The organism is Chryseobacterium urinae, from assembly GCF_030518295.1.
In the GTDB taxonomy this organism is placed as follows: Bacteria; Bacteroidota; Bacteroidia; order Flavobacteriales; family Weeksellaceae; genus Chryseobacterium; species Chryseobacterium mucoviscidosis.
Window position 1 is genome coordinate 16,220 of sequence record NZ_JAULSJ010000046.1, and the last position, 11,397, is coordinate 27,616.

Below are 11,397 nucleotides of genomic sequence, written 5' to 3' on the forward strand. Positions count from 1 at the left end.
AATATTTATAATAAAAAATTTAGTGTAATTCATTAAGAATTCTAAATTTGCAACTTGTTTAAAATAGTAAAATGATAAATAAACTTAAGATCACTTTTCTTTTTGGAATTTTCATCATGTTGTTTGGTGCAAATATGATGAACGCTCAGTTAAAACAGGGAGATTTAGTGGACGGAATTGCTGCTGTTATCGGTGATGAAATTGTATTGGAATCTGACGTTAACGAGCAGATGAATTATGCAAAACAGCAGGGAGCTTCCAATATAGATAAGTGTGAGTTTTTGGAAAACTTACTGAATAATAAGCTTTTGGTATACGAAGCGAAAAAAGATACCCTGATTGATAACCGTTCTGCCGCAATTAAAGAACAGGCAAATGCAAAATATCAGCAGTTGCTTTCTCAGTTTCCTGATGAAAAAACAATGTTGGCTGCCTATAAATTCAGAAATGGGTATGAAATGAAAAATGCGATCGAAAAAATCGATACAGACCAATATTACGGACAGGCTAAAATTCAGAGAATTACAGACAAAGCAGACGTTACGCCAAACGAGGTAACCGACTTCTATAATTTGTATAAAAGTCAGCTTCCTGAGATCAAAGATGAAGTTTCACTATCTCAGATCATGATGTACCCTAAACTTACCGAGGCTCATAAAGATGAACTCATCAATAAGCTGAAAAAGATTAAAAAAGATATCGAAGGAGGAGAATCTTTCGAAAGTCAGGCAAGGATTTTCTCTGAAGATAAAGGAACCGCTTCCAACGGAGGTTTAATGAAAAACATTTCTAAAGGACAGATGGTAAAACCTTTTGAAGCAGCCGCTTTAAATCTTCAGGAAGGAGAAATTTCAGAACCTGTAGAAACAGAATTTGGATATCACTTAATCCAGCTTATTAAAAAATCAGGTAAAATCTACGAGGCAAGACACATCCTTTTAATGGCTGTTCCTACGGATGACGAAATTAAAACAGCAAAAGCTAAGTTAGACAGCATCAGAGGTTTAATTGTCAACGGAAAAATGACATTCAAAGATGCTACCTTCAAATTCTCAGACGATAAAAGAACGAAATTCAATGCAGGAGTTATTCCTGGAGCAGACGGATCTAATAAAATCGAAAGAGAAACAGTTCCGGGAACAATCAGCTATGAATTGGCAGGTTTAAACAAAGGAGACATTACGAACGCTTTCGATGATATGGATGAAAGAGAGAGAAAAGTGGTAAAAATCGTAAAAGTAGAAGATGTAATTCCTGCTCACCAGATTATTCTGGAAACAGATTACGACAGAGTAAAGCAGATGGCTCTGAACAAAAAGCGAAATGAAATGATCGAAAAATTTGTTAATTCAAAACTTCCGACAACATTCATCTCCATCGACGGGCGTTACGATTCATGTAATTTTAAAGCCAACTGGAAAAGAGATTCAATTAAAAAATAATCATCAAAACCTTCAGAACTTCTGAAGGTTTTTTTATGCCCAAAATCTTCTGAAAACCGCTATTTTTATTATTTTTACAAGATGAGCAGTTTCATAGATTTTAATTCAGCAAAAAAGCTTCACCAGATGAATTCACAACAAAATAAGATTACACAACTCTTTAATATACAATATCCTATCATTCAGGCAGGCATGATCTGGCATTCCGGATGGAAGCTGGCTTCTGCCGTTTCCAATTGTGGCGGTCTCGGATTAATCGGCGCAGGAAGCATGTACCCCGATATTTTAAGGGAAAATATCCAAAAATGTAAGCAGGCTACAGACAAACCTTTCGGGGTAAATGTTCCGATGTTGTATCCTAATCTGGATGAAGTAATTCAGATTATTCTGGAAGAAGGAGTGAAGATCGTTTTCACTTCAGCCGGAAACCCCAAAACATATACCGAAACTTTGCAGAAAGAAGGTCTGAAGGTTGCACACGTCGTTTCTTCAACAAAATTTGCCATGAAATGCGAAGAGGCAGGAGTAGATGCCGTAGTTGCGGAAGGATTTGAAGCAGGAGGTCACAACGGAAGAGACGAAACCACTACATTCTGCCTGATCCCGAATGTAAGAAAACATATTTCCAAACCGCTGATTGCAGCAGGAGGAATTGCTTTAGGTTCCCAGATGAAAGCAGCCATGATTTTAGGCGCAGACGGCGTTCAGATCGGTTCCCGATTTGCAGCTACTTTAGAAGCAAGCGCTCATGAAAACTGGAAAAATAAAATTACAGAACTTCAGGAAGGAGATACCCATCTTACCCTTAAAGAACTGGCGCCTGTAAGAATGGTTAAAAATAAGTTCTTTAACGAGTTGGAGGAGATCTACAACGTCGGAAGAAACAAAGAGTCTCTAATCGCTTCTTTAGGACGTGCAAGAGCCAAAAAAGGGATGTTCGAAGGCGATATGGAAGAAGGCGAACTCGAAATCGGGCAGGTTTCTGCTTTAATTGATGAAGTTCTTCCGGTAGAAATCGTTTTTCAGAATTTACTGAAAGAATTTAACGAAACCAATACGCCAAGTTTATAAAATTAATCTGAAAGTTGATGGAAGGAAGAATTATTAATGTCAATGGAAAAAAACTTTATACAGAATATCAAAAAACTTTTGAAAATAAACCAACCATCGTCTTTTTGCACGATTCCTTAGGCTGCACTCAGCTTTGGAGAGAATTTCCGGCAAGACTGGCTTTGCAGATACAATGTAATGTGTTGATCTATGATCGTTTAGGTTATGGAAAATCTTTTCCTATGCTTACCTGTGAAAGAGTAAACAATTATATGGAGCAGGAAGCCGATCTCCTGAATGATCTGTTAAAAGAACTGAATATAAATGATATAATCCTTTTCGGACACAGCGACGGCGGAACAATTGCCTTGATTTTCGCAGCCAGATACCCCGAAAAAGTCACCGCAACTCTTTGTGAAGCCGGACATATTTTCGTAGAAGAGATAACCGTAAAAGGTGTAAAAAATGCTTTTGAAGCTTATAAAACCACCAATCTTCCGGAACGTCTGGCAAAATATCACGGCGATAAAGTTGAAATGATAGTAAAAGCCTGGACGGAAATTTGGTTAAGCAACAGATTCAAAAGCTGGAATATTGAATATCTCCTGAAAGATATCACTTCACCTTTGTTATTTATTCAAGGAGAAAATGATGAGTATGGAACATTGGATCAGGTGGAAAAAACAATTTCTCAGGTAAGCGGAACCGCAGAAAAATTCATCATCCCCAACATCGGACATACACCGCACAAAGAAATTCCGGATGCAGTTCTGCAAAAATCCACAGAGTTTATCTCCTCAATTATAAAGGGATAATACTGAAAAATAGTTGGTGAAATTTAAGCAGCATTATATTCCCCTCCTTTGGAGGGGTGGCGAAAATTCAAAGAATTTTTGACGGGGTGGTCAATAAATGCAAAATCAAAGCCCATCAATTTCCATCTGAATATTCTTTCTCGCAATATCCTCATACTTTTCTTTAAAAATCGGGGTTTTAAAAATATCCTTCTGCTCCAGAAAATGTTTTAAAACCTTTTTTCTTCCCGGTTTATAAAGCAAATCGGGATAGATGGAATATTCCTTCCGGATTTTTTTCGTGTAATCAAAATATACTTCAGAATCTTTTCCGAGAATCGAAAGATCGGCATCCAGAAGATAATTGATATCGCTGTCTTCAGACAAATGATGCGATTTGGTGGCAATAATCTGCTCCGAGATTTTTTGAATGAAATAAGAGTCTACATTAAGTTTTTTCAGTCTTACCGCAGCAAACTCAGCACTTTTTTCTTCGTTTGATTTTGATGAAGCATCATAAATAACATCATGGTAAAAAACAGAAAATGAGAGAACAGGATAATTTTCAATTTCATCTTTTACAGTATCCAGTTCGGAAAACATATTTTCCAGATGCTCAAGAGTATGATAATATCTCCCTTTTTTAGTATATTTCTTTTCAATTTCAGACCACAGATCTCCAATAAGATTTTGATCTTCGGTAAATAAAAGACAATTTTGCAGAAATCTTTCTTTCAGGTTCATTTTCAAAAATTTTCAGATAAAAAAAAGGAACTTTTTAAAAAGTTCCCTGATTTGCTTCCAGATTTGCTTTCAGCTCAGCCCAGCCTCCGCCGTTGTAGCCGTCTTTCAAACCCTGAGAGGTAAGGTATTCCAAAGCCTTTCCGCTTCTGTTTCCGCTTCTGCAGAACAAAATCACCGGCTTATCAATAGACAGGATTTCTTCTTGTCTGTCTTCCACTTCTCCCAAAGGAATATTTTTAGCACCTTCTATGTTTCCGTCCATTTCCAGTTCCATGGGTTCACGAACGTCGATTAATGCATAATTTCCTGATTTTATAACTTCTGATAAAGACATAATATATTAATATTTAGAATTAAATTATTTGACGGGTATATGAAAAATGCCTGTGAAGCAATTCTCTGAATTAAGTTCAAACAAATTTATAAAATAATATTAGTTTTGCACTATAAAATCATGATTTCAAACGCAGAAAAATATACACAGCTTATAAAATCCAAGGCAAAAAGTTTTGGATTTCAGAATTGTGGAATTTCTAAAGCAGATTTTCTTGAGGAAGATGCAAAACCACTCGAAAACTGGCTTAAAAATAACTTTCACGGTGAAATGAAGTACATGGAAAATCATTTTGATAAAAGACTGGATCCGAGATTATTGGTAGAAGGCTCCAGATCTGTAATTTCTCTTTCATACAATTATTTTCCCGAAGAAAAAATTTCCACTCTCGAAAACTTTAAAATTTCCAAATATGCGTATGCGGAAGATTACCATGAAGTCATCAAAGATATCATGCGTTCAATGGTTGTTGAGCTTCAGGAAGAAATCGGGGAATTCGGATTTCGTATTTTTGTAGATTCTGCGCCGGTTCTGGAAAGAAGCTGGGCGAGAAAATCGGGAATCGGATGGGTAGGAAAAAATGCAAATTTAATTACCAGACAAAGCGGCTCATTTTATTTTTTAGCCGAAATTATCTGCGATCTGGAACTTGTTGCAGATTATCCCGTAACCGACCATTGCGGAACTTGTCGGAAATGTATTGATGCGTGTCCCACCAACGCGATTGTTTCGGAAAAGCTGATTGACGGGAGCAAATGCATTTCTTACGCAACCATCGAGCTGAAAGACTCCATTCCGGATTATTTTCAGGACAAGATGGACGACTGGATGTTTGGCTGTGATGTTTGTCAGGACGTCTGTCCGTGGAACCGTTTTTCGTCACCTCATCGGCAAACCAAATTCAAACCGAACGAAGCTTTAAAAAACTTTAAAAAAGGAGAATGGAAGGAGCTCACGCAGGAGCTTTTTTCCGAGATTTTCCGCAAATCTCCTGTTAAAAGAACAAAATTTGCAGGTCTGAAAAGAAATATAGAGTTTCTGGAAAAATCCTCAGAGAAAAAATAATTACATTTTGCCGGATAAACCCTTATCTGGAATTTTTGAAGTTCCAGAGTAAGAAGGTTGAACGTCCATTCCTTAAATAAAATTTTTAAGGAGGGAAAGAATGGGGTAAGAATTTAAAAAAACGTTCAGATCAAAAAACTTTGTTCTGAAAATTAGGCGGCTGAAAAACTAGCGTTTTTTCTGTATTCTTTTGGGCGCTACTTTTACTCTTACTTTAAATCTTTTGTTGGATTTCATGTTTTTGTGCATATTTTTGAATATTTGGTACTTAAATTTAGCGAAAATTCCGATTGAAACAAATACTTTTGCGAAAAATCATTAATTAAATTTTATTAACTTTAAAAAACCATGAACGTGAAAAAGATGTTACTTCTCATTATAAAAGCCATAGGAATTATTGTAGGAATTGTTGTTCTGTATGTCGCCTTAGGTTACTTTTTACCATTTATTGAAGTTTCAGCGAAGGATGACGGACAGAAGAAAGAAATTCCTGTTTATATTTATACCAACGGCGTTCATACGGATATTGTAATGCCTGTAAAGAATGCGATACAGGACTGGAGTACAAAAATCCCGTTCAGCAATACGAAATCCAAAAGTACAGATTACAATTATGTAGGAGTAGGATGGGGAGATAAAGGATTTTATCTCGACACTCCGACTTGGGCAGATCTTAAGTTTTCCACGGCTTTTAAAGCAGCTTTCTGGCTCAGCGAATCGGCAATGCACTGTACTTTCTATAAAACCATGAAGGAAGGCGACGACTGTAAAAAAATTATGATCAGCAAGGATCAGTATAAAAAACTGGTAGATTTTGTAGATGCTAAATTTGATAAAGACCAAAACGGAAACTACAATCTTGTTCCTACAAATGCCGTTTACGGAAGTAATGACGCATTCTACGATGCACAGGGAAAATACAGTTTCCTGAATACCTGCAACACCTGGGCAAATGATGCTTTGAAAGCGGCGGATCAGAAAGCGGCATTCTGGACGCCTTCAGATTACGGAATCTTCTTACATTACAAATAATTTTCTGTGAATTTTTTAAGTTGGATAACGGCATTTCTGTTCCTGTTATCATGCAAGCAGGAAGCGAAAAGTACCATCAAGCCACAGATTACAGAAATCTCAAAGCAGGAAAAGAAACCGGAAATTGATTTAAATAAAACAAAATCGAAAGCCGAAGAAGCGCTTACATTCTGTAAATCCCATCAATTCAATACAGATTTTTGTATTCTGATTGATATGAGTCTGCATTCCGGAGTGAAAAGACTGGTGGTTTGGGATTTTAAAACGAATTCTGCTTCAAAAAAATATCTGGTTGGTCACGGTTGCGGAGAAAACCAGTGGAGTAGTGACGAATCTAAAGACCATCCGACATTCAGCAATGAAGACGGAAGTCATCTTTCATCACTCGGCAAATACAAAATTCAGGGGAGAGGTTACAGCGACTGGGGAATTCATGTAAAATATCTCATGCACGGTCTGGAAAAATCCAACAGCAATGCGCTGAAAAGATTCATCGTCTTTCATTCCTGGAATCTGATGAGCGATGAAGAAGTCTTCCCGAAAGGTTCGCCCGAAGGTTGGGGTTGTCCTACGATCTCCAATAATGCGATGAAAGAAATAGATCCGATGCTTCAGAAATCTAAAAAGCCTGTTCTGATGTGGATTTATAATTAAAAATTTTGACTTGTCCCCTTAACTAATAAAGGCTTCGACAGGCTCAGCCTGACAATGTAAAAATATTGCGGTTAGTATTCGAGATGTCACCCAGAGCACACAACTAAAACACCGCCTTCTAATTGTTGTTATTCAATATTGATTAAAGGAATAAGTCAATGAAAATTTTTAAATACAATCTCTTTACAATTAGAAAAATTAGTCTGATTTTTGTAGAGAAAACAGGGTTAACAAATCATTATGTCTAAAAAAGAAAAAGTAAATATTTTCTGGTTCAGAAGAGATATCAGACTGGAGGATAATACAGGATTGTTTCATGCACTTGAAGCCGGCTTAAAAGTAGTTCCGGTTTTTATTTTTGATAAGGAAATTCTTGATAAGCTTGAAGATAAATCAGACAGAAGAGTAGATTATTTTTATCAGGCTCTGGAAGAAATTCATACCGAGCTTAAAAAACATAAAAGCGGACTGACTGTTTTTCATGATAAACCTATTGAAGCTTTTAAAAAACTGATTAAAGATTTTGAAATCGATACGGTTTTCTGCAACAGGGATTATGAACCACAGGCAATAAAAAGAGACGAAGAAATACAGAATCTGCTTAAAAAAAGGGATATTAAATTTCAGGATTTCAAAGATCAGGTGATTTTCGAAAAGGAGGATGTGGTAAAAAATGACGGAAAACCTTACACCGTTTACACTCCTTATTCAAGAAAATGGAAAGAAAATTTCAAATCCGTTACCTTCAAAAAAATGGAGGTCGATTTTTTAAAATTTCATCAGTATTCGCCTTCCAAATTTTTAACGCTTAAAGATTTAGGCTTTGAAAAAACAGATCTGGAATTTAAAAAGCCTTCGCTGGAGAAAAAGATTATTGATGATTACGATCAGTACAGGGATTTTCCGGCAATGGATCATACAACCCGTTTAGGAATTGCGCTTCGTTTCGGGACCATTTCCGTAAGAAAATGTGTGGAATTTGCAGAGAAACACAATGAAGTCTGGCTGAATGAGCTGATCTGGAGAGAGTTTTTTATGCAGATTTTATATCATTTCCCGAAAGTGGTGAACCAGTCTTTTAAAGAAAAATATGATAAGATCGAATGGAGAAATGATGAAAGGGAATTTAAAAAATGGTGTGACGGAAAAACCGGTTATCCTATTGTAGATGCAGGAATGAGGCAGCTTAACGAAACCGGCTTTATGCATAACAGGGTAAGAATGGTTGTTGCGAGTTTCCTTACCAAACATCTTTTAATCGACTGGAGATGGGGTGAAGCCTATTTTGCAGAAAAACTTCTGGACTACGAGTTGTCCTCCAACAACGGAAACTGGCAATGGGCTGCAGGATGTGGCTGCGATGCGGCGCCTTATTTCAGGGTTTTCAATCCTTCAGAGCAGACGAAAAAATTTGATAAAGATTTAAAATACATCAAAACATGGCTTTCCGAAAAGGATATCAATGCAGAACCGATCGTGGAGCATACCTTTGCCAGAAAAAGAGCCTTGGAAGTGTACGGAAAAGCGGTAAAAGAGTAGAACCGGAAGCTAATTGAGTGCTATTTTTGTATACCAATTTTCTTCAATGCAGCATTGTTCAGATAAATTTCATCAAAAAAAGTAAGAGATTCAATGTCTTTGAAGTTTTGGAATGTCTTTTCAGTTTTATTGAACGAAAGTTCGATTGAAGTATTGTAAGAAGCGACGATTCTCACCACAGAATATCCGTTGTAAGCAATTTTAAATCCTTCGAAAAGGCATTTTTTTTCGGCTTTCTGATAGATTTTATATTCTTCGAAGGCCTTGCTTTCTTCGTCGTTTCTCTTTCTGGAATTGTGCTCGAGAGATTTCCAGGATTCGTAGTTTCTGGGTTCTTTCAGGATTTCACCTGAAGAATCTACGGGAACAAACATTCCCAAAGTAAGCTCCTTTTTCAAAAGATTGGCATAATTGTTCATGAGTTTAAGCGTCTGAAGGTCTGCATATCCTTCATGGGAATAATACTCGATGACAAAATCTGTCATAGGAATCAGTTTATGAGAAGCATTGGTCATATTTGTGATTTTTTGAGCGACAAAGTTTTTTAAATTTCGAGGTGCGAAGATAAATAAATTGTTAAAAAGAGAAAAACTAATTTTGTTTTAATTGCCAAAAGAACTGTCGGTCTTCAATTTCCTCAGTTACAGAAAAATAAAAACCGGAAAGACTATTTTATGTTAATTTTTCCGGTTGATGTATTTTGATGATTAATCTTTAGAGAATATTACATTTCTTTTTGCAGAATCTCCACAATACGATCTATGACTTCCTGTTTTTTAGTTTTTTTATTATAAGGTGCTTTCGGCTCAGAAACAATACTTTCTCTGTTCTTATCAAAAAGTGCATACAGATCCAGATCCGGATGTTTTTCTAAGTACCAAACCAGAAAATTGAGTGGGATTGCATTTTTTCCTGCAAAATAAAGCTGGATCGCCTGTGGAGTCATGCCGTATTCGTCTGCGAGTTCTCTCAAAGTTTCTCCTTTTGATTTACTGTACTCGCGTAACTTCTCGTGAATTTTCATATCGAATAATTTCTTCTTTTTAATTTTAATTAATAAATAATTGTTAAAATTTCAATTAATTATTGTTTTTAAATATATATTTGTATATTTGTTTCATAATTCTCCCAAAGAGAGAAACACAAAATTACGAAAAAAGGTTAAACAAAATATTTATTTGTATGAGCAAATTGATATATCCCTATCAGAACAGTATTAATGAAACATTTGATTTTATTAATCGATGGCTTCCAAAGCGCTACACAGGTTCTGTAAATATTTTACTGAAAAAATCTAAAGATCCCGATTACATAAGAAAAGTTAAGAACAGGAAGTTACAAGACGAAGCTGTTATTGATGCACTGTACAAAGTTTCTTTGTTCAATAAGATACAGGTAGAGACTGAGACATAAGTTTAAATTCTGAAAACACAATTATTTGATGAAAAAATATATTTAGCTCTTTAACGGGCTGTTCCACAAAAAAACACACATTTACCATGGAAAATTTCGAAACACAGGAAATCATTGTTACAGAATGCTTTAAATGCGGCAGAAGGTTTGAAAATTATTTCAATGCTTCACCCTGCTGTACATCTATTGTTGTAAAAGTAAATGAAAAGGGAAATCCTACAACCATTACTTTTTTAAGTTCACTATCAAAACCTCGCTACGAATTGTTTGAAGAATTTTCAGAACACGAAGATCGTGATATTATGAAGGAGTCTGAAAATAATGATGTTTTAGTACAATAATAACACTCACCGGTTTTTGAATTTACCCGAACCTAACTTTAATATAAGAAAAGTTTTTTTAGATTTTAATAAAAAGAGTTTGTCCTGAGATTGGGGCAGGCTCTTTTGCTGTTTAGGGTTGAAGGTTATTATTTGACTTTGAATTGATTATTGTAAAATTACTTTGATATTTATAAAACAATAAAAAGGTTATTAATATATTTGAAAAAACTTAATAAAATGAAATATCAAAGACCAGGTATTCCAAATGAGGTTAAAAGAGAAGTTAGACAAAGATGTGGTTTTGGTTGTGTAGTTTGTGGTTGCCCTATTTATGAATATGAACATATGAAAGAATATGCCATCGTCAAAAGACATATTTCTGAAGAAATTACTTTATTATGTCCAATGCATCATAGTTTGAAAACTAGAAAGCTACTTTCTCCATTAGTTATTGAAGAAAATAATAAAGATCCTTATAATCGAAGAAATAGTTATACAAAACCAGAATTTTTAAATTATTTTGGAAATAGTGCTATAATTTTAATTGGCGGATCTACGTTTGAAATTATAGATGAAGGTCATGGAATTTTTAATATTCCATTAAAGGTTTTGGGTCAGCCTATTATTAAAGTTTCATTGAATAATAATGAGTTTTTTTTAGATATATTATTATGTGATGAAAATGATAATGTTTTATTAAAAGTTGAAAATAATAATGTTATTTATAATATCGACGTTTGGGATATTGAGTACACTGCAAACCGTTTAATTATTAGACAAGCATCTGGAAAAATTTTTATTGATATTGTTTTTGAAGTACCTAATAAAATTTATTTTAAAAGAGGCGAGTTTTTTTATAAAGGAAATAATTTTAAGCTTAAGGAAAATCAATTGTTAATTAACAATAAAATTTTTCGAAATCCAATTTTATTTTCGGGTAATTATTTTCATAATTGTACTGGTGGAATAGATATTCAATAATTATAGTTTTTTTTACCCTATAAAAG

Annotated in this window: 14 protein-coding genes; 10 read left to right on the plus strand and 4 right to left on the minus strand. The window is 34.9% G+C overall.

The genetic code is table 11. The annotated features are described in order from the left end of the window. Nucleotides 1-71 precede the first annotated feature (71 nt). The 3 genes from QWT87_RS19475 to QWT87_RS19485 all read left to right on the plus strand — a co-directional run bounded on the left by QWT87_RS19475 (nt 72) and on the right by QWT87_RS19485 (nt 3,307). The gene (locus tag QWT87_RS19475; protein ID WP_087709024.1) at nt 72-1,442 is read left to right on the plus strand and encodes a peptidylprolyl isomerase; all 1,371 of its coding nucleotides are present in this window, start codon (nt 72-74) and stop codon (nt 1,440-1,442) included. Between the two features lie 81 nt (nt 1,443-1,523). After that, the gene (locus QWT87_RS19480) at nt 1,524-2,513 is read left to right on the plus strand and encodes an NAD(P)H-dependent flavin oxidoreductase (protein ID WP_302718226.1); all 990 of its coding nucleotides are present in this window, start codon (nt 1,524-1,526) and stop codon (nt 2,511-2,513) included. 17 nt (nt 2,514-2,530) lie between these two features. Further along, nucleotides 2,531-3,307 (plus strand): alpha/beta fold hydrolase, encoded by a 777-nt coding sequence (locus QWT87_RS19485; RefSeq protein ID WP_302718228.1) that lies wholly within the window; start codon nt 2,531-2,533, stop codon nt 3,305-3,307. Between the two features lie 105 nt (nt 3,308-3,412). Here the strand turns inward: QWT87_RS19485 and QWT87_RS19490 are convergent, their stop codons facing one another. Further along, a complete protein-coding gene (locus tag QWT87_RS19490; RefSeq protein ID WP_302718230.1) occupies nt 3,413-4,030 on the minus strand; it encodes an HD domain-containing protein in 618 nt (205 codons plus the stop codon). Nucleotides 4,031-4,064: 34 nt separating this feature from the next. Then, on the minus strand, nt 4,065-4,364 hold the full coding sequence (locus tag QWT87_RS19495) for a rhodanese-like domain-containing protein (RefSeq protein ID WP_076395375.1): 300 nt from the start codon (nt 4,362-4,364) through the stop codon (nt 4,065-4,067). A gap of 120 nt (nt 4,365-4,484) precedes the next feature. Between QWT87_RS19495 and queG the strand changes: the two genes are divergently transcribed. From queG to QWT87_RS19515, 4 genes are all read left to right on the plus strand, one after another. Next, complete coding sequence (gene queG / locus QWT87_RS19500) at nt 4,485-5,429, plus strand: tRNA epoxyqueuosine(34) reductase QueG (RefSeq protein ID WP_302718231.1); 945 nt, start codon at nt 4,485-4,487, stop codon at nt 5,427-5,429. Nucleotides 5,430-5,777: 348 nt separating this feature from the next. Next, nucleotides 5,778-6,461 carry a TIGR02117 family protein gene (locus tag QWT87_RS19505; RefSeq protein ID WP_407933598.1) on the plus strand — a complete coding sequence of 228 codons (684 nt, stop codon included), beginning with the start codon at nt 5,778-5,780 and terminating at the stop codon, nt 6,459-6,461. A gap of 6 nt (nt 6,462-6,467) precedes the next feature. Further along, complete coding sequence (locus tag QWT87_RS19510; RefSeq protein ID WP_302718234.1) at nt 6,468-7,115, plus strand: murein L,D-transpeptidase catalytic domain-containing protein; 648 nt, start codon at nt 6,468-6,470, stop codon at nt 7,113-7,115. 240 nt (nt 7,116-7,355) lie between these two features. Then, nucleotides 7,356-8,654 (plus strand): cryptochrome/photolyase family protein, encoded by a 1,299-nt coding sequence (locus QWT87_RS19515; RefSeq protein ID WP_302718236.1) that lies wholly within the window; start codon nt 7,356-7,358, stop codon nt 8,652-8,654. A gap of 20 nt (nt 8,655-8,674) precedes the next feature. Here QWT87_RS19515 and QWT87_RS19520 read toward each other — a convergent pair whose 3' ends face one another. Both QWT87_RS19520 and QWT87_RS19525 read right to left on the minus strand, forming a co-directional pair. After that, on the minus strand, nt 8,675-9,169 hold the full coding sequence (locus QWT87_RS19520; protein ID WP_302718238.1) for a hypothetical protein: 495 nt from the start codon (nt 9,167-9,169) through the stop codon (nt 8,675-8,677). Nucleotides 9,170-9,378: 209 nt separating this feature from the next. Continuing rightward, nucleotides 9,379-9,678, minus strand: coding sequence for a helix-turn-helix domain-containing protein (locus QWT87_RS19525; RefSeq protein ID WP_116096268.1), 300 nt, complete (start codon nt 9,676-9,678; stop codon nt 9,379-9,381). Between the two features lie 158 nt (nt 9,679-9,836). Here QWT87_RS19525 and QWT87_RS19530 point away from each other — a divergent pair, with 158 nt between their 5' ends. The 3 genes from QWT87_RS19530 (at nt 9,837) to QWT87_RS19540 (ending at nt 11,371) form a co-directional block, all read left to right on the plus strand. After that, nucleotides 9,837-10,067, plus strand: a complete 231-nt coding sequence (locus QWT87_RS19530) for a DEAD/DEAH box helicase family protein (RefSeq protein ID WP_087711505.1) — start codon at nt 9,837-9,839, stop codon at nt 10,065-10,067. Between the two features lie 86 nt (nt 10,068-10,153). Next, nucleotides 10,154-10,408: a hypothetical protein gene (locus QWT87_RS19535; RefSeq protein WP_116096272.1), complete on the plus strand. Its 255-nt coding sequence runs from the start codon at nt 10,154-10,156 to the stop codon at nt 10,406-10,408. Between the two features lie 219 nt (nt 10,409-10,627). Beyond that, on the plus strand, nt 10,628-11,371 hold the full coding sequence (locus QWT87_RS19540; RefSeq protein ID WP_302718241.1) for a cell division protein: 744 nt from the start codon (nt 10,628-10,630) through the stop codon (nt 11,369-11,371). Nucleotides 11,372-11,397: the final 26 nt, after the last annotated feature.